Source organism: Salicibibacter halophilus (assembly GCF_006740705.1).
Taxonomy (GTDB): Bacteria; Bacillota; Bacilli; order Bacillales; family Marinococcaceae; genus Salicibibacter; species Salicibibacter halophilus.
Genome location: NZ_CP035485.1, coordinates 3056934 through 3080975, shown reverse-complemented (window position 1 = coordinate 3080975; position 24042 = coordinate 3056934). Strand labels below are relative to the sequence as shown.

The following is a 24042-nucleotide window of genomic DNA, read 5'->3' as shown; positions in this document are numbered from 1 at the left end:
TGGTTCTATTCCCCTCATTTCCGGACAGGAAGCAAGTTAAACCTGGACCTCCCCTTATTAATTTTTACGTCTAAAGGTGAGTGTAGCAAGAAGGATTAATAGAGCGGTGAATCCGAGCAAAAAGAGAACTTCACCTGCCGTCGTTACCGGTTGCCCGAAAAATGTGAGGTTCAGCCCCATTTCTTCCCGCACCATCGGACTCAAACTCTCCACATCAATCATAATATGTTTCATAAGATCAACGCCGTAGGTGACCGGGTTCAACGTGACAAGAAAGTCGACCCACGCGGGCATATTATTTAATGGAAACAAAGCCCCGGACATAAAAATCATCGGCATGACCAAAATATTTACGACAAGCTGAAATCCTTGCATTGAGTTCAACAAGCTCGCCACCAACAGCCCAAGCGAAGCAAACGCACAGGCGATCATGAACATGACCGGAAGAAGCTGTAAAAATGAAACAAAATCAATGCGAATGCCGAGAAAAGGCATGAGCACCAACATCATGACCCCTTGCACAAAGGCAACGGATGCAGATCCTAACATTTTCCCGATCGCAATATTCACCCTGGAAACCGGCGAGACAAGAATCTCGCGCATATATCCAAAATCCCGATCCTGAATCACCGATAGTGATGAAAAGATAGAAGTCATGAGCAATGTCATCGAAACAATGCCGGGAAAAATAAACTCGACGTAATTAAATTCTTCCGCATCGGTTCCCGCGGCAACCAACGATTCCATCGCACCGCCCATACCAACTCCAAAAACGATCAAAAATAAAATCGGCATCGAAAAGGAACCGATCATACGTGGACGGTCTCTAAAAAACTTGATTATATCTCTTTGCCAAATGGCGATAATGCCTTCCACGAACAATTCCCTCCTGTTAATCTCGGATTTCCCGTCCTGTAAAGGAGAGAAAAACATCATTTAATGTTGGTTTGCGAATATCCAAGCCCGTGAGCGGGGTTTGCAACGTTTTAATAAACTCGGAAACGAAAGCATCGCTATTTTCAACCTTGCAGTGAATCGCACCATCTTTCAGTGATAAATCGATGACATCAAACACCGCTTGAATCTCTTTCATGGCCGTTTCATTATCCGTGGTCGTAATTTCGATAATATCGCCGCCGAGCTGTTGTTTCAGATTTTTCGGCGTATCGATCGCGATGATGTCTCCGTGATCCATAATCGCGATGCGATCGCTGATTTCCGCTTCATCCAAATAATGCGTCGTTAAAAACATCGTAATGTTTTCTTTTTCCTTCAGTTTTAATATGTATTCCCATACATGCGCCCGCGTTTGCGGATCCAACCCAACGGTCGGCTCATCGAGAAACAGCACTTTCGGATAATGGAGCAGTCCACGCGCGATTTCCAGCCGTCGCTGCATTCCGCCGGAAAACTTCTCAACGAGCGTATTGATGCTCTCCGTAAGATCCACAATTTCCAAAACCTCACGGATACGAGCTTTTCGCTTTGAACGGGGAACACCGTAAAATTTACAATGAAGCTTTAAGTTCTCATTCGCGGTTAATTTTTCATCCAGCGTATTTTGCTGAAATATAATCCCGATGCTTTCGCGCACACGGTTTTGGTCCTTCACCACATCATAGCCGTTGATCGTTACCGACCCGCCCGTCGGCTGCAGCATCGTCGATAAAATGTTTATCGTTGTGCTTTTTCCTGCTCCGTTCGGTCCTAGGAAACCGAAGATTTCTCCTTCTTTTACATGAAAACTGCTATTGTTAACGGCTTGAAAAGACTTATAGGATTTTTGTAAGTTTTGCACGTCGATCAACGTTGGCACCTCTTTTCTTCTTCCATCCCTATTTTAAAGGAAATGGACGTGTTGTCCACTCATTGATTTTTTCTATACCAATCGGCCCCTTCGTCCATATGCAAAAATGGCAGGTCCGTGTCCACCTCTCCAATGAGGCGACCCAAAGCCACGTCTTCGCCTTCAAGCCAACTTGCAAAATCAAAGACTGCCGGTTCGCGGCCGCCGCCCAGAGCGATCCAAGCTTGCCTTTCTTTTGGAAAATAAGCAGACGTATGGATCGTCCCCGCCCAACTTTTATAACGATCGGAGAAAATCGGCTGGTTCGTATCGTTCAGAAGTCGAAACGCATCGTGAGCACTCAGATGGGCATTTTTCTGCAACGTATCCAGCCGTTCTTTGGAATCATCGAGATGAAAGCGATTTTCCCGCGTTTGAATGTCGAAATGATTCGTGCACGCCGTTGCCGCCCTAGCATTGACACCACGGGGGAAGCTTCAATCACCACCATTTCTCCATCTCCATCATAAACGAGATAACTGAACGAGTGACGATGAGGGATTTCTCGTGCCATCTCCACTGCTTCGGTTACGTCCTCGCAGGATTCCAAAAGCAAACGCCCGATCATGCTGCAAATAAAACCGGCACCCGGTTTTTTTCGATTCGTCAGGTTATAGGCCACGACGAGCCCTTTTTCATTGATGCCGTCCATCCGCCCGGTGATACGCTGGCTCGGACCGGCGATCGCGTACCCTTGATCCGTAGGTTGGAAAAAAAGAAAGCGGCCGTCGTAGGTTTTTGGGTGATAATCGTAATTGCGAATGATATAATTCTCCCCCGCGAGCACCGAACAACCCGAGGGCGCGATGTTCACGCGATAACCACCATATTCTTGCAACACCCGCTCCAGTGGCCACTCTAATCCATCCTGCAAGCCAAGCAATTCCTCCCATACACCGGGGGCAAATGCGCGGATCGCTTGTTTTGCCTCTCCAATGTCTATGCTAAACCTGGGAGTCCGCACCTTCCATTGATTTTCCCGGTTTTTGACGGACAAGGAATCTTTCAGCTTCTGCCCTTGGTAGTTTCCGAAATCATAATGGGATCCGCGAAATTGAATGATCTCGCTGTATATATGTTTCATATTAGAACCCTTCTTTAATCAAATTCCTTCATTTTAAGGATAATGGAATGGCCGGCGAAAATAAAGCCATAGAAAAAAGGACAGCATGCAACCCCTTTCATCCGTTGCCGCTGCCCTTTTTCTCTGTCTACGTTTTATTTAGTAACCGCCATCTTCCGCTTCTTCCGTAATCATCACGTCTTCCAATATAAATAGTCCGCTCGGCTGTTGCACAAAGCCTTCGACGGCATCGGAAACGCCGACAACATAATCGGTGTGCAATGTGTAAATTTTTGGCGCATCGTCCACAATTATCTGTTCCACTTCTTCGTATAGCTGAAGGCGAGCCTCTTCGTCAGTTTCTTGACTAGCTTCTTCAAGCAACGCATCTACTTCTTCATTTTCATAGAACGTATGGTTCCCTGAAGTACCCTGATTATCCGAGTGATAATTTGGTTGCAAAGCGAAATCAGCATCACCTGTTTGAGCCGACCAGCCGAGAACATGCATGTCTCCTCCTTCGCCTTCCTGAACGGCATCAAGGTAAGCGCCCCATTCCATTTGTTCTATCGATACATCTACGCCAATCTCCGCGAGTTCATCCTGCACCACTTCGGCAATCTGGACACGCATCGGATTCGCATCATTTGTCATGAGTGTCGCTGAAAATCCATCTTCATACCCGGCTTCAGCCAACAACTCTTCCGCTTCTTCAGGGTCGTGTGGCAAAGGATCGAGCGCATCGCTGGATCCAAATGTTAAGTCAGCAAGCGGCCCATCAGCTACCGTCCCATACCCCTCGTATATGCCCTCAACGATAGCTTCTTTGTCAATGGCCATCGATAAGGCACGTCTTACTTCCGGATCATCAAAGGGTTCATTCTCCGTATTAAACCCGATATAATCATACCCAAATCCTTCTTCACTTACTAGGTTTGCCCCATCCATTTCTTCCACTTGCGGGATATTTGTCGGTTCGATTTGTTGGGCAAAGTGAGCCTCTCCGGTTTCAAGCATTCCTATCCGCGTTCCTTGTTCAGGAACCACATTAAAGCTAAGTGAATCCAAATAGGCCGGTTCTCCCCAATAATCTTCGTTGTTCGTGAGGACGACTTCGCTCCCCTCTTCCCAATGCTCAAATTCAAAAGGCCCGGTGCCCACAGGTTCCATGTCCAAATTAGCATCCCCTTCTTCCTCCGCTTCCATAGCTGCCGGGCTTAAAATGCCTGCGGATACATGCGCGACATGCGCGGGCAGCGGCGCGTAAGGTTCACTGGTCGTGAACTGTACCGTATGCTCATCCACTGCTTCCACATCCTCGACAAGTTCGAACAATAAGGCACGCGGCGAAGCCATATCCGGGTCCAGAAGACGATCAAACGTTGCCACTACCGCCTCGGCATTAAATGGTTCTCCGTCATGGAACGTTACATCTTCCTGAAGATAGAATTCCCATGTCGTTTCATCCACTTGTTCATAGCTTTCCGCTAACCTCGGTTGAATCTCTGTGTCTTCGTCATAATAGAGCAAAGATTCATAGACGTTGTCCGCGATGATATTCGACGGCAAATCTGTAGAAGCTTGCGGGTCAAGGGTGACAGCATCGGAAGGCATGGCGAAAACCATATCGCCGCCTTCAACAGGTTCCTCGGCGGCTTCTTCATCTTCTGCGTCATCGCCCTCTTCTTCATCTACATCCTCCGTACAACCTGCCACCCCCAAAAGCAAACTGATCCCTAAAAACGGTACGATTTTTTTCATATGTATCCCCCTCGTTGCAATAGTTGATTAAATGTTAATATATTTTCTTATAATTATCAAATTTGGTAAATATAACATTTCAACACTCAATACGACTTTTTATTCAGAAGGAAAGACGCCGGCGAAGTCGCTCAAGATAGTAAAGAAGCCGATCAAGCACAATTTGATCAAGAAAATCCCCGCTTCCGATGTGCCCTCACATTTTCAAAACCGCAGTTTGTTGACACTGCGGTTTTTGAAATTACCTCTTCTTTTTTTCAATCCCCCTCCTCAAGCGTTACATTTTCTTTATCGGTAACCGGAGGATCTAATTCGAATCCCATAAATGAATCATCAACACGAGTTATTAAACTGCCTTGGCTAGCCAATTATTAATCCTGAAAACGTCGTTTCAAAAATTTCCTGATAAATCGTATCTCCGCTAAACCACATTTGCTCATTCGTCGTTTCCCATATTAACGGGTCTGGCACATAAGTTTCCGGTTCTGGTATTTCATTGTTATCTTCAAATTGTCCGTACTCTTCAAGTGATTCCAAATACTCATAAACACTCGTCTGTTCCGGATTTTCATTCAAAAATCCTTCCTAAATCCTTATTAATTATTATAATTTTCGAAATTTCTTCGCCTCTGCATTAGCCTCGCGTTGTTTTGCGTTTGCCCTATATAATCTTTTGTCCATATGGATCGTATTTGGATTATATTCAGCTTGGTCTTTTGCATGTTTCCAAGCAACATCAGCTTCTTTTTGCTTTTGTTTCGCCTGCCATTGTGCTTCTTTTTTTGATTCTTGTTTATTGTTTGAACCTTCACTAATAGCTCTCCCGCTAGGAAAATACCCACGACTACCATGAGAACCAGAACTAGGACTTATGCTATTTACGATCAACATCACCAACAAAGCTATACCTTTCACTGTAAAAATGACCGCTTTTACGGTTATTTTGAACAACTTTGTGAGCAGCTTTGCCATTTTAGGGATCGCCTTTTCTAAGAATGCTAACAAGGGGTTCAAATATCCATTCTTATCTAATCCTTTTATAATCCCTAGGCTTAATAATACTGCCGGAATAACTAATATAAGCCCAAAAATGCCGAGCGAATAATTATATGTATAAATTGATTCATTACCAATATTCAACAGAAAAGTTAGTCCTCTATCAGCAACATAAATAAAAATGATAGTAAATATCGCAGTCAATACGATAAGTGGCAATTGTAATTTTTTACTTTTTCCGCTTACTTTCCCTGAATCATATGGATTATTCATATCGCACCCTCTATTCTTTATCAGTTTTAGGCGTGAAGCTTCCATCCTCAAGAATGCTAGGAGATAGTCCGAGATATGTGTAAAATGAGCAAATGGACAGATGAATCATGAATCGTTGCCATCCCCCATCAAGTGAAATTTACTTTATTTTATCCACTCATTCCTCTGGATTAAAACTAACATACCCATTTTCAAGAACTAAATGGCCATCGACAATTTCTTCTGTCGGAAAAATTTAAAAATTCTTGACCTTGTTTGTTTTCCCTTCATTTAATAACTGCTTTGCCATAATGGGCGTGATGTTTTTCTTTCCCTTTTCTTTAGGTATCATAAATCCACAATCTGTATAGTCATATGCAGTACAACCATACACTTTCCCTTTATCAACAATATCTTCCCCACATAACGGGCATTTACCAATGTATCTCACTTTAGCATCTCTCCTCTATAAAATTTTATATAATGTGGCTCTTTTTGGTTTTGATTTGATTCATTGATCATATCCATGCCGGAGGACTCCGAGATACCTACAATTTCAGGACATAGAGAGTAAAATTATTACAATACAAGGTATATAATTTGCTTTAAAGCCCTTTTAACGACTGAAAAAATCTGCGTAGAATTATTAAATATCAATGTTGATTATCCATTTTAAAGGATTTCCCTTCAAGGTCCTATTTTTTCACGTATCTCGGAGCTAACCTCTGCTAGGGTGGAAACGAATCGCCTTTTTGCGTATCAAGATACTTAATCTTCCATCTCATGAAACGGATCTCTATTTACATCACCCTTTTTAAATTGCCTTTTATATTCTGCAATAATTAGTTTTTCTATAAAACTGCTGTTCGTATCTTCTTCTTCCTTTAGCATCATTTCCAAATACCAATCTGCTTTTATGGATATATAAAATTTCTTTTGGGTTTTTGTATCCCCATCCTTCTCTTTCGCTAGTTCGGGAAAAATCCTTCCGATATCGTTATCACTATTTGAATTCTGGATCGCCTCACTTGCAAATTGAAGAGCTAATTCGTAAGATGCTTCTACTATTTTTTCCTCTACCACTTCCTGTTCTTCAAACTTGGGATTCAAATCGTCATTACTCACATCGACATAAGTTAGAAATTTATTATTGATGTAAAAGAAAAACTTATCACTTTTGGTCTTGTACAATTGTTTCAGGGTCTTGACCCCTGCGCCTTTTTCATGGTTGAGTTCATCCGATATTCTTTCACAAATCCACTTTGCAGTCTCCGTGTTGTATACGGAACCATTAATCACCTTTTTCATGGAAACCCAACCCCCTTGAGTACCTATTTCATTTTTTATCTTATGATAATTTTAGTTCTATATCAATATTTTATTAAATTTATTTATTGGTACTAATTCATTGTTACGTATCTGGAAATGAGGAAGGCTTTCCACCACTGATAATCTATATTGATTGCCTCATAAAAAAAAGACGACCCTGTTCAAGAGCCGTCTGCGACCGTCATGTCTTTATTCCTGTTTGAATTGGTTCAAAAGAAAATGTGAATTTATCCATATTCATGATTAGGACATTTTTTTAAAGCCGAACCGCCATCAATGCATATGTGATAATTTCCATGATAAACCACCTTTTAAATCCGGGAAATACTGTACAGGCGTATGCCCGTGTTACAATTAATTTCTTTTCCAATACATCACCTTTTTTGGCTGGAAGTTATTGAAGAATGCCTCCCGAATCCATAGCATGTCACCTTCATTTTGATCTTTTAGAGCAACATCTGATCTGAAGCCTGCATGAACGTAAAAAAGAGAGGCTCCCCTCTCTCTTTATTTTTTCGCCACCGGCATCCATATTTCGCTTTTCGCCGTTCTTCCTTCCTTGGCGCCCTCCTCATTCCAAAGGATTTCCGGTCCTTCCGCGAGTTCATAGTCGGACGAAGGCAACCATTCCGAAAAAATACGCCCCCATACATCCTGAAGGGCTTTCGGGAATGGTCCCTCTATTGTAAATACCGCCCATGTGAGTGCAGAAACATCCAGCTGATCCAAATTTTCAGGTGCTTGCTTCGTGGTAGCAGCCGCCAAGTAATAATCCAATTGCCCTTTTTTTGATCGATCTTCCGTGAAATTAGCACTTACACTTAGCAGACCGGAAGGTTCTCGATCAGAGAGTGATTCGATTTGGTTAAAGGTGCTATCGCTTATGCTCTCTACGAATTCGGCAATTTCAGGGTTCACCCCCTCGTAGATCAGGTTCACTTTTTTCTTCTTCCCCACTACTTGAAAAGCGGCTTTTTCCTCTATCCGATAGTTCATTTCTTTTCCTCCTTCGATGGATAATTGAAAGGCCATTCGCGGGAAGGCTTTTAACGAGGTGCCTTTCCCCTTTGCTTCCGTGGGTGTCACTCCATGCTGGCTTTGAAACGCCCTTGCAAATGAGTCAGGCGAATGATAGCCATATTTCAACGCGACATCAATCACTTTCGTTTCACTGTTTTCCAATTCAAAAGCAGCCATTGTCAATCGCCTGCGCCGAATATATTCGGAGAGCGTTACTCCGGCAAGAAAAGAAAACATCCGTTGAAAATGATACTGGGAACAGCGAGCAACTCTCGCTACCTCACTGAAATCGACCGTTTCCGTCAAATGGTTTTCAATATAATGAATCGCTTCGTTCATTGTCTCCAAAGTGTTCATAGCGAATGACCTCCCATACGTTAAGCATACCGATTGGCCGCTCCTCCATCCCGACATTCCATGCACAAGTTTGTCGGGTCTGCCTTCTCCTTTCCCTTATGGTAAAATAAACCTTCAGAGAACGCGGGAAAGGATTCATACCCATGAGCCAACAACAGGATTTTACACAAGGAAATATACTCAAGCCGCTAATCATCTTCTCATGGCCGATTATGCTCACGAACCTTTTGCAAACGTCCTTTCAATTCACCGATAGCTTATGGGTCGGGAATTTACTGGGAGAGACGGCGTTGGGTGCGGTCGCGGTTTCAAGTACGATTATTTTCACAATGCTCTCGTTTGTCATCGGTTTAAACAACGCATCGTTGACGATCCTTTCCCAGCAAAAAGGAAAGGACAACGACGAAGGGCTCCGGCGGTACCTGAACGCATTTGTCGTCGTCCTCTCCATATTATCATTATCCCTTGGCGTGGCAGGATCTTTTTTCGCCGAAGAACTTTTGCGTTTGCTTGGCACGCCGGAAGGCATGATGGCGCCCGCCACCGCTTATTTGCAGATTAATTTTCTCGGGATGATTTTTCTTTTCGGATATAACTTTATCGCGACGACTCTGCGTGCCATGGGCGATAGCAAGACACCGATCCGGTTTGTCTTTATCGCGGTGTTGTTAAATATTGTACTGGATCCGCTGCTCATCGCCGGCTTGGACATGGGCATCGAAGGGGCGGCTTACGCGACGATCCTTTCCCAAGGCAGCGCGTTTTTGTATGGGTTATTTTTCGTGCTGCGCCGGGGGCTCGCGCCTTTCACGATGCCTTCCTTACCTAAAAAAATCGAGGTCGGTTTAATCCTCCGGTTAGGCATCCCTTCGGGGTTGCAGATGGCGGTGATTTCCGGAGGAGTCGCCGCGATTATGAGCGTTGTCACGACGTTTGGCGAAGATGTCGTCGCCGGGTTCAGCGCTGCACAACGGTTGGACAGCTTGATCATGCTGCCCGCGATGGCGCTCGGAACGGCGGTGAACAGCATGGCCGGGCAAAACATAGGCGTTGGAAATTGGGCTCGGGTGAACGTGATCACAAAATATGCAGTAATGTACAATTTTGCCGTCATGATTGGGATCGGTCTGTTTATTGTAATTTTTGCCGAGTACGGCATTCAGATGTTTATTCAGGACGAAGAAGCGGTGGAGTTTGGCACGAGGTATTTGCAAATCGTCGCGCTTTGTTATCCATTCCTTGGCATTAATTTTGTCTTGAACGGCATCGTACGTGCCTCGGGAGCGATGTATCAAGTTCTTGTGCTTAACATCATCTCCTTTTGGGTGTTGCGTTATCCACTCACCAGTTTATTTTCCGGTTTATTCGGGGATACAGGAATCGCGCTTGGCATGGGCGTCAGTTTTATGCTAGGCAGTTTGGCTGCTTATTTGTATTATCGATTCGGAAAATGGCGCGAGAAGGAATTGTTTAAGGAAGAATGATCAGCGTCTTGAGAGCGCGATCGTTGTCTAGAGGTTCACTTATCGCCTCTCTTCGGACACTTTCTGTTTGGTTTTTTGTAAAATTGTCCGAAGTCCATGCTTGCTCGGACATTTTCGTGTTGCGCTATGCAAATTTGTCCGAGGTAAGCGCACGTTTGGACAAACTTGACTCTATTTCATGCAAGTTTGTCCGAGGTCTTGCATATTTGTTCCTTTATTGGTAAAAATTAAGAAAACAGTTGACGGCGGAGGGCTCATGAAGCCCAATGGCGCATGCGCCACGCCGAAAATGTTGTCATGAAACCTCATGACATCCGTTCCACCCTCCATCAATGAAGCCCCTAGCCAAATCGGCGAGGGGCTCTATTAAACGCTCAATAATTCTTTTACATCTTCGGGCCGTAAGCTCTTGAGTTGTTGTTCTCCCGGTTGGATCACCTCTTCAACCAAAGCTTTCTTTTGTTCCTGCATCTCCAGCATTTTTTCTTCGATCGTTCCGGACGTGATCAATTTGATCACTTGAACGTTGTTCTCTTGCCCGAAACGGTGAACGCGGTCTGCCGCTTGCTGTTCCACTGCCGGGTTCCACCACGTATCAAAAAGAATAACGGTGTCACCGCCGGTTAAATTCAAACCGGTGCCTCCGGCTTTCATCGAAACTAAAAAGAGAGAGTGTTCGCCTTCATTAAAACGTTCGGTAAGCGCGAGCCTTTCCTTTGCCGGCGTTTTGCCGTCCAAGTAATGGTACAACCAGCCTCGTTCATCGAAAGCCGCGCGGATCATGGAAAGCATCGATGTGAACTGAGAAAAAATGACCATGCGCCTGCCTGAAGCGATTCCTTCCTCCACATATTCCAAAAGACGGTCGAACTTCCCGGACTTATAGGATTCATCCGGCAACACAAGTTGCGGATGGCAACAAATTTGGCGCAGCTTCGTTAAACCGGCAAGTATTTGCATCCGCTGTTCCTGGAATTGACCTCCCTCGATCGCCGAATCCACATCCTTAGCCAACCGATTGACCTGAGCCACATAGAGCTTTTTCTGATCATCGGTGAGGTTCGTGTATTGAACCTGCTCATCCTTTTCCGGCAATTCTGTCAGGACATCTTTTTTCATGCGCCGTAATATAAAAGGGCGTACGCGTTTGGAAATCTCCTCATTTTCCAAGGTCTTAAATGCTTTTTTTGTCCCTAAAACACCCGGTAGAAGTGTGTTAAAAATGGAATAAAGCTCTTCGAGACGATTTTCAATCGGCGTTCCCGTCAAGGCAAACGCGCTGGCCTTTTGTAACGAACGTACGGCTTGCGCCGTTTTTGACGCTTGGTTTTTAATCGCCTGGGCCTCATCCAGAATCAGAACATCAAAGGGCTCGGACTGATAAATATCCGCCTCTCGTTGAATGAGCGGATAAGACGTAATAAGCACTTGCGCATTTGCGCTTTGTTCCAACTTTTTTGCCTTTCCGCTTTTGGCCCCGCGATAACCACCGTATCCATTCCAGGGGCAAAACGCTGGAATTCTTTTTCCCAATTATAACTCAAACTCGCGGGGTTATGATAAGTGCCCGTAGATGCGGATTTTCATCTGCCAACGCTTGCAAATACGTGATGGTTTGAAGCGTCTTGCCGAGGCCCATATCATCGGCCAGTATCCCGCCGAGTCCGAAATGCGATAACGTTTTGAGCCAACGAAAGCCGGTTAATTGGTATTCCCTGAGCGTGGCGTTAATCGTCTCGGGAGGGTCCACTTCCACAAAATCCGGCTTTTTCACATCATTCATTAATTGACGCAAGGAAGCGGACAGCTTAAACGACTGGGCTTTTTCATCCTCCAGCGAAAGTGCCTGATAAAGAGGGACCTTCATTTCTTCTTTTAACGTTCCTTTTTCAGGAGCAAAATGGTCAACCGCATTTTTTACATTCCCAAACTCCTCTCCCTGAAGGTGAAGAAAAGTTCCACTCGGAAGGCGATAATAGGTTTGATTCTTTTTCAATGCTGCCAACACTTGCTCCACTTCCTCGGATGGAATGCCTTCTACAGAAAACGAAACATCGAGCCAGTTTGTTTCCTCGTTTGCCTCAAGGGAGACGCTCGGTTTTTTCTCGAGGGGAGCGATCATTTGCCTAACTTTCGACGTCGTGTAAATATCAATATATTCCTGCAAAAAGGGCAGTTTCTCGAAAAGAAACACGGCCATTTCCTCTTCATCATCGAGCGTGAGCTTTCCGTCCGTTTGGGTGAACGGGATTCGGCCAAGCTGCGATTCAATCGTTGCCTCTGTTTCCACATCGCGTACAATGATCGCGTGCATATCCTTATCGTTCGCTTGCTCCCCGTACGGGTTGATTTCTATGTCCCCATATTGAAAAGTCACAAGCGCGCTAAGCACGTCTTCGCTATAGTCAATTTTCATTTTCGCTTTCAACGGGTACTGCCGGATCACATCCGTTAATGCTTCATCCATTTCAACAGCTGCAACTTCTCTTAGCTTCGGCAGCACATAGGAACAAAAAGGTTCCATGTCCTCATAGGAAAAACGGGTAACTGCTCCCTGCATATCCATCGTGTTTAACAGCTTTTGAATAATCGCTGCTTGCTCCGGAGTCAATCGGTATAGGATATCTCCATTTCGCACAAGCCGATGATCCTTTGAGAAAAACAGAGTATTCCCTTCCTTTAAAAATAACTCGACCGCTTCTTCTTCCGAACTTTTTTGCAACAAGAATTCAAGACGTGCGTCGGGATGGAAAGAGTCCACCATAACGGATTCCGTCGTTTGGTCTAATTTAATATGAACGTTTTCGCCTTCCAGCAACTCGAACAGATCCGGAACCATTAAATCGGGGATATCGAGCTCACGTTCTTGGCTAAACTTCGAATAACCGGAAGGGTCGCTCTTCGTTATTTTCCATAACAGGTCGAACACTTGCTGATCATGCTCAGCGATTTGGTGCTTCTCCGGTTGATAGCTAAATTTTTTCGTAAAAAAATGGGCTTGCCCCAGTTGCACGTCTTCCATAAACCGTTTAATATTCTTCACAACATATGGGCGGCTTACACCTGCACGCAGACGTATTGAAATGCCTTGCACGATACCGGAAAACGGATTGATCTGACAATCCAATTCATAACGGATGTCGAGCATTTCTTTTTCTATGATGTCAGCCGGCGGTTCAGGTTTAAACGCCTCTTTAAAAGCATTGATCATTTGGTGCCCTTGATGTGCCCCATATTTCTCTCCATATTCTTCCGTGGACATTAATTCGTCAAGCTCCAACAAAAACGCGACGAGATGTTTACACAACCCCGTATAGGAATCAAACGCGGGACACGAACAGCTCAACCTGTCCAAATCCCCGTTGGGTTGAAATGTAATTTGGCACTGGTAGCTTCTCGTCCCGTGGACCGTTGCTTTCGTCATTTTTTCATTTTGAAAAAAATACACGGGTCCCACGCGGTCATTGTAATAATAGATTTCGCCGCGCGTATACGTCCGAGGGTCTGCCACACCTTGAAAAATATAATCCGGATGCAAATCATCTTGGTTTATTTTAAACATGCAGGGATTCCATCTCCTCAACTAACCTCAATATTACCTACATTTTATCTCTCTAACCTACTATAATACAAGAGCAAGGGGAAGTGATCGGCATCAATAAGAAACCCGCCTGCAGGAAATGAAGGCGGGTGTTTGTTTCAATGATTTTATTTCCACTCAGCAATCAAATGATCCGTCTGTTTCATAAGCGCGCTATACGCCGCTTCCTCAATCATCTCATTATTATTTTGCTGTTCAAGCAACTCTTTAAATCCATTCAAATGTTCGACGACCTTTTCGGTTTCTTCCTGTTCTTCATAATGGCTCACCGCTGTTAAGTGGGTTTTCAAATGCTCGGCAGCCTCATCCTCGGGGATCTCGTTCTCTTTTTCAAAATAATCCACAATCGACTTCAAATTTTCACTATCACGTATCCATGTCAAAAATTCACTGTTGAATTTCATGAAATCCATTTCAGTGTTTTCTGTTCCTTCATAAAACAGACCGAGCTCTCCATCAGGCAAATTGGTCAAACTGGAATAACCATATTGGCCCGGTTTGACAAGCTGCTCATATTGCCAATCAAACGAATATTTTGTATGCCCGTCTATCGTAAGTGCCGTCTTCCTCAATAAGCCCTGCTCTAACAGTACCATTAATACGCTCAGTGGGATGATTGGCACTTGAAAAAATCACCGCTTCTTGTCCATCAATTTGTCCATCATAACGAATCGCTGACATTTGACTGTATGGAGCCACTAAATCTTCTTCGGTCTCTACTTCTTCCTGCCAAGTTTCTCCCCCATCAAAACTGGTCGCGATTTGGGCGTAACCTGAGTAATTACGGTTAAAAAGCTTTAACTGACCATCGGGCATCTCTACTACTTGCGCTTCTGTAAGTTCATGAGATTGTTCTGTAAAATCATTTTCATTAATCATCTCTCCATCACCTACATCTCTTCCTTCATTAGGTGATTCTCCGCGATGCCACGTTTCACCGTTATCGTCACTGTAAATAACCGCGCTTGCTTGTCTTTCATTGTCATTAATGAAGTAGACTGGGAACACTAACCTTCCCTCGTTATGCCCTTCGCTTAATTGAATGCCATTACCTGGACCTACTCCTAAAAACATCATATACTCGTCTTTGACTTGGTCATTCAAATCGATCGGGCCTGTCCATGATTCCCCTTCATCATCACTGTAATATAATTCTAGATAGGAAGTTTCAAAAGGTTTCAAAGGAGATGTTTCACTAAATATGTTGTCTACTTTTTCTCCGTTTTCATACAAATCCCTATTCATGTCCACTGAATAATCTGTCAAATCTCCCTCTTCATCATAAACTTCTCCGTCTTCCCGAATGGTATACTCATTTTCATCTTCATCGGTAAGAAACATGTAATCTTCACCACCGATGGTTGTAAAACCAGTACCTTTATTCGTATTGGCCCCAAAACCTCCCATGAGACCGGCTCCATCTGGAAATGCAGTGCTAAGTGCAAATATTCTTTCGCTAGACTCATCTTGTGTAAAAGCCAAATCGATATTCGAAGCAGTATCAGGGTAGTCGTTAATTAAAATCCCTTCATCTTCCCATGTCTCCCCTTCATCCAGACTCCTCCGTACAGCTGCATGAATTTCATTCGGGGAATCTTCCGGACCTCCTATGCGACGGTCAATCCCTCCCAAAAGTGTACCATCTTCCGTGTAATAGAGGGCAGGGATTCTAAAATTGGGTGAGTCCATAAAACCTGGATAAAAAATACTCTCAGGATCTGAAACATATGCATCATCAGGCATAGCATCTATTCCTGTTCCTTTACTCTCGGAAGCAAAAGCTTGATTTTCCCCTTGCACGACACTAAAGATCAATCCAACACCAACTATCCCCGTGATCATTCTTTTTAACAAATGATCGCCTCCTTTTTCTGCAAAATTAAGGAATACCTCCCCTAATAGCCGTGATGAGCTGATAAACCGCGCCTTGCAAATTGGCATCATTCCCGTTTTGAGCCATCTTTAGCTGTAATGTACGTTGAAAGGAAGGCATGATTTGTGCATTTACACTTTTTCTCAATTTCTTCAATAAGTAATCCCCTTGTTCAGAAACACCTCCTCCAATAACGATCAAGGGTGGGTTGAATATGTGCACAAGTGTTTTGATTCCCAAGGCTACACCCGAAATCCATTGGTCGATTACATATTCAGCCGTCCCCTTTTCGTTCTTGGCTTTCACAAATAAATCTCGCAATGAACCACCTCCCCCAAAGTATTCTTTAGCCCTTCGCTCCAGGGATTGGCTGGATGCATACATTTCATAACAACCTTTATCCCCGCAAGGACAATCTTTTCCATCGGGATAAAGCGTCATGTGACCAAATTCCCCTGCAGAAAAAGACGCCCCCGTGTACACTTTCCCATCCATGACAATCGCACCCCCGATCCCGGTGCCAAGCGTCATGCACAGAAAATGGCGAATTCCCTGTGCAGCCCCTCGCCAATACTCGCCAAGCGCTGCACTGTTCACATCATTTTCGACTGCTACCGGCAATTGGAGCGCTTCTTCAAGCTCTTTTTTTACATTTACACCGGTATAGCCCGGAATAGATTCCGTGGCATGTACAATAGTTCCTTCGAGGTTATTTACTTGTCCGGCTGTGCTAACCGCGATCCCCTCCAACGCGTAGTCAACCTGCAAGCTTTGGGCAATTTCCTTCACCTGCGCAAGGACCCTTTTCCCTCCTTCACTCGCGGATGTTGCGGTTTGTGATTGATATACAAGTTTCCCTTGTTCATCCAAAATTCCATATTTTATACTCGTACCGCCTATGTCAAAAGCACCGAAAATCACTTTTGTCCCTCCATTCCACTGTTTAATTCAGTATGTCTACCAAGAAAATAGAAATTTCCGGAACAAAGATTAAAATAATCAATACGACGAAAAGTGGAAGCAAAAACGGTAGCACCCCTCTATACATCGTACCGACCGGAATATCCCCAACACGAGATACGACAAATAATGCCATCCCCATCGGCGGAGTTAAAATACCAATCATCAAACACAGAATCACGAACACGCCAAAAAAGATGGGATCGATCCCTACGCTTGTGACTACCGGGATGAGAACGGGAACAACAAGCACAAGCAGGGCCAATGCTTCAATAAACGTTCCGAGGATAAGCAACAACAGAGCGATTAATAGTAGTAGCACGATAGGATTTTCCGTCGCACCAAGGAAAAAATCGGCTACTAGGATAGGCACTTGCTCTCTCGCTATGAACTGTCCAAAAAACTCTACAGCCGCAAGCATTAATACAACGACCCCGGTAAGCTTCATGGAATCTGCAATGGTCACGTACAACTTTTTTAAGTTGAGTTCTCGATAGACAACAAAACCCAAGAATAACGCATAAGCAGAGCTGACTACAGCCGCTTCCGTCGGGGTGAAATAGCCGGAAAATATCCCGCCGATAATAATGATAGGCGTCAACGATGCCCAAAATGCTCTCAAAAAGTCTTTGCCGATCGCTTTTAGAGTAGCTCTTTCGAACACCGTGTACCCTCGTCTTTTAGCCAATAAATAGGCGGCCACATATAATGATAATGCCACGAGAAGGCCTGGAACGAGGCCGGCAATAAACATGGAAGCGACGGATACGTTCGCGATCGCCGCGTAAATGATCATATTAAGACTTGGCGGAATAATCCCGCTCAAGATAGCAGAAGCGGCCGTCAATCCACCATTATAGTCGTCGTCATAACCGGCTCTGCGCATTGTTCTGATTTCCAGCTGCCCTAACCCTCCGGCATCCGCAAGGGAGGAACCCGACATCCCGGAAAACATTAAGCTTGCTGTGACGTTCACGTGTCCCATTCCCCCGTTGATGTGCCCAACAAGCGATAAGGCAAAATCAAAAATGCGATCAGTGATTCCGGAAGAATTCATCAACATTCCCGTGAATATGAAGAACGGAATCGCCAATAAAGTAAAGTTATCGATGCCATCGATTAACTGAGCTCCGGAAGAATATACAAGATTCCAATCACCGATGATGAAATACAAAAGCCCCGCGATAATCAAAGAAAAACCCACCGGAACACTCAGGAACAGCAAAATGATCCAAATGAAAAAAATAATAGCGATCTCCATTACTCTACCTCCCTCGTCTTCTCTTTCCGCCATTCTTTAACCACTCGTTCAAGGAGACGGTAAATCATCAATAACGTGAGAATGGGTAGAGCAATATACATATACACATACGAAATTTGTAACGTAACGATATTCAGATGCGCTTGATTTTGAACAATCGGGATACTAATAATAAAAATAAGCACAAGAGCAGCGAGAATTAACAGCTGGTTAAAGGTATATACCCATTTTTGAGCCTTAGCGGGAAGCTTCTTAACCAATACATCAATGGACACGTGACTATCTTCTTTAATACAAGCGACAACTCCCAAATAACCCACATAGATAAACAACAACTTGCTTAATTCTTCAGACCACATCAAAGGCGTCCCAAGTCCTTGCCGTGCCGATGTTTGCGCTACCAATACAAGGAACATGCCAACAAACAAGACACTTCCAACCATTTCCTCAAAGTTGTCATAGATTTTTTTTAGCATAATGACCCACCTGCATTTTACGTTTTTAGAAATCAACAGACAGTCGTTGGAAATCGGGGAAATGAGTTTCCCCGATTTCAACTTTTAATGGCAGATCGATTACTCCCGCGCTTCATCTATAATATCCATATACTCTTCAGCGCCTTCGCCAATTTTATCCAAGTACTCGGGATAAACTTCGGATACAGCTTCTTCAAACTCCTCCAAATCCGGTTCGGTGATGGTTACACCTTCCTCTTCAAAGAATTCAAGCAATTCCTCTTCTTCAGTGACAAACAATTCTGTGTGATGTTCAGTGGCCTCTGTGATGCCATCACTTAAAATTTGCTGAAGATCTTCGGGCAACTCCAGCCAAGTCACATCGCTTACGACATAGGTATTATCGTTCACAACATGGTTCGTCATCGCGATGTAATCTTGAACCTCATAAAAACTCTGTGCTTCAATCGCCGAAAGCGGATTTTCCTGACCATCCACTTGGTTCGTCTGCAAAGCAAGATAAACTTCATCAAAGTTCATAGGCGTCGGGTTGGCGCCTGTATACTCTGCGTAATCCAACAACGTTTGCGCTTCAGGCGTTCGTATACTTAACCCTTCCATGTCGGCAAGTTCGTTGATCTCCGTATTGGTTGATGTCTGTCTTGTACCGTTGTAGCCGGTGTCCATCACGCGGAAGCTATGCTCGTCAACCAACTCTTGACGCAGCTCATCCCCATATTCCGTATCATAAATGACACGTTCAATATGATCGAAATCTTCAATGACGTAAGGCACCATTAATAGTTCGGCACGTGGTACCCATTCGCCAAAACGTCCAATTTCCGCAAACGTGATATCGAGAGAACCATCCTGCAATTGCCCGAGCATGGACAAATCATCTCCAAGCTGAGCATCCGGGTACAGAGTGATCGTCATCTGTCCATCACTTTCTTCTTCTACATAATCAGCCAAATATTCTGCGGCTTCATATTCATTGGACTGCGTACCGGGTTGCATCCCGAATTGAAGTTCATACGCTTCTCCATCTTCACCGTTGCCATTCTCTCCGTTTTGGTCCGCAGTAGCCTCTTCATCTCCCGCGTCACCATTCCCACAAGCCGCTAACAACAACCCGGACATGAGAGCAAACGAAAAAACATAGCTTTTCTTCATTACAGTTACCCCCTCTGATATTCATCCATTTTGTCCACAAATTTTTCCGTAATCCATTTCGGCCGTGTCACCGCACTGCCGACAACAACAGATCTCGCCCCAAGTTCCAGCGCGTGTTTCGCCTTTTCAGGTGTGTCAATATTGCCTTCAGCAATCACCGGTATTGCCGTCTGTCGGATGGTTTCTTTTAACACCTCCAACGGACTTTCTCCTTTAGAGTATTCCGTATATCCCACTAACGTTGTTGCAACCATATCTACACCGCATTTTTCAGCGTGAACAGCCTCTGCAACAGTGGAGATATCCGCCATCAACTTTTGATCGGGAAAGCGTTCTTTGACCGCTGATACAAAAGCGTCAAACTTAAGGTCCCCGGGGCGCACCCTATCGGTGGCATCGAATGCAATAACATCGACACCTTCGTTATATAAGGCTTTCACCTCCTTTAACGTTGGTGTGATGACAACCTCGCTGTCTTTGTAATCCTCTTTAATAATTCCAATAATAGGAAGGTCAACTTCTTGCTTAATGGCTTTGATATCAGCCACACTGTTGGCCCGAATCCCGCATGCTCCGCCGAGATCGGCTGCCAAAGCCATTTTCGACATGATAAATGGACTATGGAGAGGTTCCTCTTGCAGTGCTTGACAAGAAATAATTAATGAATTAGTCATGTTCTTCTATCTCCCACGTGAGTCTATTTTTCAATGATTCCAAGAATTTTTTCGACGTTCTTTTTCTCCTCCTCGGTCAACTCGCGAAACGGAAATTTCATAAAACCTGCATCCAAGCCTTTCTGTTTAAATACATGTTTAATCCCTTGATAAACACCAACATCCAGCAAATAATCGATGACTTGGTTCATTTGTGATTGTACGTCCCTTGCTGTTTTCAAATCAGACGCTTGGATCGCTTCATAAAGTTGTATCGCCTCTTTGCCAATCAGGTTGTAAGTACTGCCAATCGCACCGTCTGCACCGGAGACAGCAAATGGAAACAACATTTCATCGGCACCACTGAAAAATATTTTATCCGGGTGCATTTGTTTGAGCTTCGCGAGTTTTGCAAGATCGGTATCTGTATATTTAACTCCAATAACATTCGGAAACGCCAGCAGTTCCCCGTAATCATCAACCGAAAATTGCGCACCCGTAAACGCCGGATTAGAATAAATGATCATTGGGTGATTCGTTTCTTCGGTTAGCCTTTGATAATAGGCTTTAATTTCTTGAAAACTAAATTTATAGTAGTAGGGTGTGATCGCGGATAGGGCATCATACCCTAATTGTTTCGCCTCATTTCCAAGACGGACGGCTTCTTCCACATGCAACGACCCGATTTGGGCAATCAATGGAACAGTTTCCCCGGCTTCTTTTTTTACAAGGGCGAATAGCTGCTGCTTTTGTTTTTCATCCATCAGAAAACTTTCGCTCGTAGAGCCTCCTACATACAACCCGTTCACTTTCATGGTGTCGATGTTATAACGGACAATTTCTTTTAACCCTTTTTCATTGATTGTTCCATCTTCGTGAAAAGGGGTGATGAGTGCTGTAATTATTCCTTTCATGTTCATCCTCCATCCTTTTATGAAAGCGGTGCCATTTTCTTGTTGCATACACCTTACCAATATGACAATATAATGTCAATTATTTTTTTAATTATGGAGATTTACTCCAAAAATGTGTACAGTATATGTTCAATAGGGTAAGATTTTAACCATAACTATTCCTAGAGGTGATTAGTGCATGAATAACCACGGGGAGCAGCTAAAATTAACAATCCTAATGGAGCAAAACAAAAACACCTTCACAAAATCCGAGCATAAATTGCATCAATATGTCTTGGAACGTTTCGAGGAAGTGTTGTATCAATCTTTAACGGAGATTTCTATTGCATGTAATCTTGGTGAAGCCACAGTATTAAGATTTTGCCGCAAACTGGGTTTTAAAGGTTATCAAGACTTTAAATTTTCGCTAGCCCAAGAACTATCCTCTCAACAAAAAACGAACAATAATGAAACGTATATTGACAAAATAAAAAGCAATATGACACAGGTCATTGCCGATACCCATGAATTGCTTGATGCTGACACCTTGCAACAAGGCATCGACAAAATTAGCAACGCCGATGAAGTGATTGTGTACGGGATTTCTTCCTCGGGGATCGCCGGACTTGATATGAAAAACCGCCTCATGCGAATAGGAAAAAACATTGAAGTGGTGACCGATCCACATAACCAAGTCATCCGTTCTGTTTCTGTTACGGATAAAACAGTGGTCATCGCCATTAGTTTGACCGGTAGTACAAAAGACATTGTTGACGCCGTTCAAGAAGCTAAGAAAAATCAGGCTACTGTAATTGCCATCACCAATTATGTGAAATCCCCTTTATCCAAATATTCCGATCTTATTCTGCTTACGTCTGCAAAAGAAAACCCTTTAGACAGTGGATCGCTCGTCTCCAAAGTGTCTCAACTTTTCGTGATCGATTTGCTCTGCACAGGGATCGCGATGACACAATATGAACACGCTCAGCAAAATAAAGAAATGATCGCCAAATCGATCTCCAGCAAATTGTATTGATAGCCATCGCCTTCGACGCGTGCCCTCCCCCTCTATTGACAATCATTTGCTTATGCGAAATAATAAGATTAGCACTCGGCATTCGAGAGTGCTAACTGAAATGGAAAGGAGCATACACCATGGCGAAAACAGCCTTTAAAGCTGAATCGAAACGATTGTTGGAGCTGATGATTAACTCCATTTATTCGCATAAAGAGGTTTTTCTACGAGAATTGATGTCTAACGCGAGTGATGCCATCGACAAAATTTATTACCGAGCGTTAACCGATGATAGTTTGACCTTTGACAAAGACCAATACTACATAAAGGTGACGCCTGACAAAGAAAACCGCACATTGCAAATTACCGACACAGGCATTGGCATGACGAAAGATGAAATGGAAGACAACCTTGGCATCATCGCGAAAAGCGGCTCACTCGCGTTTAAAAATGAAACCGAGTTGGAAGATGGGCATGACATCATCGGCCAATTTGGCGTTGGCTTCTATTCTTCTTTTATGGTCGCGGATCAAGTCACAGTCATCAGCAAATCCTTGGACGGCGATGAAGCGTACAAATGGGAATCGGAAGGCACGGACGGCTACTCGATCGAACCTCATGAAAAAGAAACGGTCGGTACTGACATTATTTTGAAAATCAAAGAGAATGGCGAAGAAGAAAATTATGATGATTTCCTTGAAGAACAGGGATTAAAAACGGTGATTAAAAAATACTCCGATTTCATTCGCTACCCGATCAAGATGGACGTCACCGTGCAACAGCCAAAAGAAGACGAAGAAGATGAATACGAAGAGTACCAGGAAGAACAGACGGTCAACAGCATGGTGCCGATATGGAAAATGAATAAAAATGAACTAACGGATGAAGATTACGAGAATTTTTATGCCGAAAAACGGTACGGCTTCGACAAACCATTAAAACACATTCATATTAACGTGGACGGTTCGATCCGTTACGACGCTATTCTTTTTATACCGGAGAGTGCACCACCCGACTATTACACCGCCGATTTTGAAAAAGGCCTGGAACTGTACTCCAGCGGCGTGCTCATCATGGACAAGAGCGCGGACTTGCTCCCTGATTATTTCGGCTTTGTAAAAGGGATGGTCGACTCCGAAGACTTGTCCTTAAATATTTCCAGGGAAATGCTGCAACACGACCGCCAACTAAAAACGATCGCCAAGAACATTAAAAACAAAATCAAAAGCAACCTGCAAACGATGGCCAAAAACGACCGTGAATCCTATGAGAAGTTTTACAAAGCGTTTGGCAGACAGCTCAAATTCGGCGTTTACAATGATTTCGGCATGAATAAAGAAGATCTGCAAGATTTATTGATGTTCTATTCTTCCACCGAAAAGAAACTGGTTACGTTGGACGAATATGTATCCCGAATGCCTGAAGATCAAACGTACATCTACTACGCGAGTGGCGACAGCTATGACAAAATCGACAAACTTCCGCAAACCGAATTGGTCGCGGACAAAGGATACGAAATCCTATATTTCACCGAAGAAGTCGATGAGTTTGCGATCAAAATGCTCATGAACTATAAGGAAAAAGAGTTCAAGTCCGTCTCCAGCAGCGACCTTGATATTGAAAGCGATGACGACAATGCGGAAGAAGAGGAACAAGAAAACAAAGAAGTATTCGCCGCCATGAAGGAAGCAATCTCCGACAAGGTGACAGACGTCAAAGCGTCAAAAAGACTGAAATCCCACCCCGTCGTCTTGTCGTCGGACGGTGAAATATCCATCGAGATGGAAAAAGTTCTGCAAAGCATGCCGAACAACCAAGGAATCAGCGCCGACAAAGTCTTGGAGATCAATGTTAACCATGATGTTTTCAAAGCCTTGCAAGACGCCTACGACAACGACCAAGAAAAATTGAAACTGTACACCACCCTGCTGTACAACCAGGCACTGCTCATTGAAGGCCTGCCGGTAGAGGATCCGGTAGAGTTCACGAATGATATGTGCAAGGTGATGGTGTGAGGAATTACCACCCCGGGTGAGCGCGAGCTCCCGGG

23 protein-coding genes are annotated in these 24042 nt (G+C 44.0%); 3 read left to right on the top strand and 20 right to left on the bottom strand.

The window, feature by feature from the left end:
- Positions 1–57 precede the first annotated feature (57 nt).
- From EPH95_RS14950 to EPH95_RS14910, 10 genes are all read right to left on the bottom strand, one after another.
- Positions 58–876 carry an ABC transporter permease gene (locus EPH95_RS14950; protein WP_142090836.1) on the bottom strand — a complete coding sequence of 273 codons (819 nt, stop codon included), beginning with the start codon at positions 874–876 and terminating at the stop codon, positions 58–60.
- A gap of 16 nt (positions 877–892) precedes the next feature.
- A complete protein-coding gene (locus tag EPH95_RS14945; protein WP_193556981.1) occupies positions 893–1816 on the bottom strand; it encodes an ATP-binding cassette domain-containing protein in 924 nt (307 codons plus the stop codon).
- A gap of 50 nt (positions 1817–1866) precedes the next feature.
- Positions 1867–2226: a carcinine hydrolase/isopenicillin-N N-acyltransferase family protein gene (locus EPH95_RS19690; RefSeq protein WP_319592846.1), complete on the bottom strand. Its 360-nt coding sequence runs from the start codon at positions 2224–2226 to the stop codon at positions 1867–1869.
- Entirely contained in the window at positions 2148–2930 is a 783-nt protein-coding gene (locus EPH95_RS14940; protein WP_319592785.1) for a C45 family peptidase, read from the bottom strand. Before EPH95_RS14940 ends, EPH95_RS19690 begins: the two co-directional genes overlap by 79 nt.
- 138 nt (positions 2931–3068) lie before the next feature.
- Complete coding sequence (locus EPH95_RS14935) at positions 3069–4670, bottom strand: glutathione ABC transporter substrate-binding protein (RefSeq protein ID WP_142090834.1); 1602 nt, start codon at positions 4668–4670, stop codon at positions 3069–3071.
- Between the two features lie 360 nt (positions 4671–5030).
- Complete coding sequence (locus tag EPH95_RS14930) at positions 5031–5246, bottom strand: hypothetical protein (RefSeq protein ID WP_142090833.1); 216 nt, start codon at positions 5244–5246, stop codon at positions 5031–5033.
- A 27-nt stretch (positions 5247–5273) separates the two neighbouring features.
- Positions 5274–5939 (bottom strand): hypothetical protein, encoded by a 666-nt coding sequence (locus EPH95_RS14925; RefSeq protein WP_142090832.1) that lies wholly within the window; start codon positions 5937–5939, stop codon positions 5274–5276.
- A gap of 235 nt (positions 5940–6174) precedes the next feature.
- Positions 6175–6369, bottom strand: coding sequence for a topoisomerase C-terminal repeat-containing protein (locus EPH95_RS14920; RefSeq protein ID WP_142090831.1), 195 nt, complete (start codon positions 6367–6369; stop codon positions 6175–6177).
- Positions 6370–6686: 317 nt separating this feature from the next.
- The gene (locus EPH95_RS14915) at positions 6687–7226 is read right to left on the bottom strand and encodes a hypothetical protein (protein ID WP_142090830.1); all 540 of its coding nucleotides are present in this window, start codon (positions 7224–7226) and stop codon (positions 6687–6689) included.
- A gap of 528 nt (positions 7227–7754) precedes the next feature.
- On the bottom strand, positions 7755–8624 hold the full coding sequence (locus EPH95_RS14910) for an AraC family transcriptional regulator (RefSeq protein ID WP_142090829.1): 870 nt from the start codon (positions 8622–8624) through the stop codon (positions 7755–7757).
- Between the two features lie 143 nt (positions 8625–8767).
- Here EPH95_RS14910 and EPH95_RS14905 point away from each other — a divergent pair, with 143 nt between their 5' ends.
- Entirely contained in the window at positions 8768–10108 is a 1341-nt protein-coding gene (locus EPH95_RS14905) for an MATE family efflux transporter (protein ID WP_193556980.1), read from the top strand.
- A 366-nt stretch (positions 10109–10474) separates the two neighbouring features.
- Here EPH95_RS14905 and EPH95_RS19540 read toward each other — a convergent pair whose 3' ends face one another.
- The 10 genes from EPH95_RS19540 to EPH95_RS14855 form a co-directional block, all read right to left on the bottom strand.
- Positions 10475–11641, bottom strand: a complete 1167-nt coding sequence (locus tag EPH95_RS19540) for a DEAD/DEAH box helicase (RefSeq protein WP_142090827.1) — start codon at positions 11639–11641, stop codon at positions 10475–10477.
- A 7-nt stretch (positions 11642–11648) separates the two neighbouring features.
- Entirely contained in the window at positions 11649–13670 is a 2022-nt protein-coding gene (locus EPH95_RS14895) for an SNF2 helicase associated domain-containing protein (protein WP_142090826.1), read from the bottom strand.
- Positions 13671–13816: 146 nt separating this feature from the next.
- Positions 13817–14281, bottom strand: a complete 465-nt coding sequence (locus EPH95_RS14890; protein ID WP_142090825.1) for an FIMAH domain-containing protein — start codon at positions 14279–14281, stop codon at positions 13817–13819.
- Positions 14232–15563: a sialidase family protein gene (locus EPH95_RS14885; RefSeq protein ID WP_160141793.1), complete on the bottom strand. Its 1332-nt coding sequence runs from the start codon at positions 15561–15563 to the stop codon at positions 14232–14234. The genes EPH95_RS14890 and EPH95_RS14885 overlap by 50 nt, the downstream gene beginning before the upstream one ends.
- A gap of 25 nt (positions 15564–15588) precedes the next feature.
- Entirely contained in the window at positions 15589–16503 is a 915-nt protein-coding gene (locus tag EPH95_RS14880) for an ROK family protein (protein WP_142090823.1), read from the bottom strand.
- Positions 16504–16525: 22 nt separating this feature from the next.
- Complete coding sequence (locus EPH95_RS14875) at positions 16526–17803, bottom strand: TRAP transporter large permease (RefSeq protein WP_142090822.1); 1278 nt, start codon at positions 17801–17803, stop codon at positions 16526–16528.
- Positions 17803–18279, bottom strand: coding sequence for a TRAP transporter small permease (locus EPH95_RS14870; protein ID WP_142090821.1), 477 nt, complete (start codon positions 18277–18279; stop codon positions 17803–17805). The genes EPH95_RS14875 and EPH95_RS14870 overlap by 1 nt, the downstream gene beginning before the upstream one ends.
- A gap of 99 nt (positions 18280–18378) precedes the next feature.
- A complete protein-coding gene (locus EPH95_RS14865) occupies positions 18379–19431 on the bottom strand; it encodes a DctP family TRAP transporter solute-binding subunit (protein WP_142090820.1) in 1053 nt (350 codons plus the stop codon).
- A gap of 5 nt (positions 19432–19436) precedes the next feature.
- Positions 19437–20105 carry an N-acetylmannosamine-6-phosphate 2-epimerase gene (locus EPH95_RS14860; RefSeq protein ID WP_142090819.1) on the bottom strand — a complete coding sequence of 223 codons (669 nt, stop codon included), beginning with the start codon at positions 20103–20105 and terminating at the stop codon, positions 19437–19439.
- A gap of 23 nt (positions 20106–20128) precedes the next feature.
- On the bottom strand, positions 20129–20998 hold the full coding sequence (locus EPH95_RS14855) for an N-acetylneuraminate lyase (protein ID WP_142090818.1): 870 nt from the start codon (positions 20996–20998) through the stop codon (positions 20129–20131).
- 178 nt (positions 20999–21176) lie between these two features.
- On the opposite strand from EPH95_RS14855, the gene EPH95_RS14850 reads away from it, so the two are divergent.
- Complete coding sequence (locus EPH95_RS14850; RefSeq protein WP_142090817.1) at positions 21177–22013, top strand: MurR/RpiR family transcriptional regulator; 837 nt, start codon at positions 21177–21179, stop codon at positions 22011–22013.
- Between the two features lie 119 nt (positions 22014–22132).
- On the top strand, positions 22133–24007 hold the full coding sequence (gene htpG, locus EPH95_RS14845; protein WP_142090816.1) for a molecular chaperone HtpG: 1875 nt from the start codon (positions 22133–22135) through the stop codon (positions 24005–24007).
- Positions 24008–24042 lie beyond the last annotated feature (35 nt).

Bases quoted from the DNA above. Each gene is read 5' to 3' on its own strand.
- EPH95_RS14875 (WP_142090822.1), bottom strand. From the start codon at position 17,803: ATGGAGATCGCTATTATTTTTTTCATTTGGATCATTTTGCTGTTCCTG.
- EPH95_RS14860 (WP_142090819.1), bottom strand. From the start codon at position 20,105: ATGACTAATTCATTAATTATTTCTTGTCAAGCACTGCAAGAGGAACCT.
- EPH95_RS14865 (WP_142090820.1), bottom strand. From the start codon at position 19,431: ATGAAGAAAAGCTATGTTTTTTCGTTTGCTCTCATGTCCGGGTTGTTG.
- EPH95_RS14895 (WP_142090826.1), bottom strand. From the start codon at position 13,670: ATGTTTAAAATAAACCAAGATGATTTGCATCCGGATTATATTTTTCAA.
- EPH95_RS14915 (WP_142090830.1), bottom strand. From the start codon at position 7,226: ATGAAAAAGGTGATTAATGGTTCCGTATACAACACGGAGACTGCAAAG.
- EPH95_RS14855 (WP_142090818.1), bottom strand. From the start codon at position 20,998: ATGAAAGGAATAATTACAGCACTCATCACCCCTTTTCACGAAGATGGA.
- EPH95_RS14870 (WP_142090821.1), bottom strand. From the start codon at position 18,279: ATGCTAAAAAAAATCTATGACAACTTTGAGGAAATGGTTGGAAGTGTC.
- EPH95_RS14850 (WP_142090817.1), top strand. From the start codon at position 21,177: ATGAATAACCACGGGGAGCAGCTAAAATTAACAATCCTAATGGAGCAA.
- EPH95_RS14935 (WP_142090834.1), bottom strand. From the start codon at position 4,670: ATGAAAAAAATCGTACCGTTTTTAGGGATCAGTTTGCTTTTGGGGGTG.
- EPH95_RS14905 (WP_193556980.1), top strand. From the start codon at position 8,768: ATGAGCCAACAACAGGATTTTACACAAGGAAATATACTCAAGCCGCTA.
- EPH95_RS14910 (WP_142090829.1), bottom strand. From the start codon at position 8,624: ATGAACACTTTGGAGACAATGAACGAAGCGATTCATTATATTGAAAAC.
- htpG (WP_142090816.1), top strand. From the start codon at position 22,133: ATGGCGAAAACAGCCTTTAAAGCTGAATCGAAACGATTGTTGGAGCTG.
- EPH95_RS14925 (WP_142090832.1), bottom strand. From the start codon at position 5,939: ATGAATAATCCATATGATTCAGGGAAAGTAAGCGGAAAAAGTAAAAAA.
- EPH95_RS14940 (WP_319592785.1), bottom strand. From the start codon at position 2,930: ATGAAACATATATACAGCGAGATCATTCAATTTCGCGGATCCCATTAT.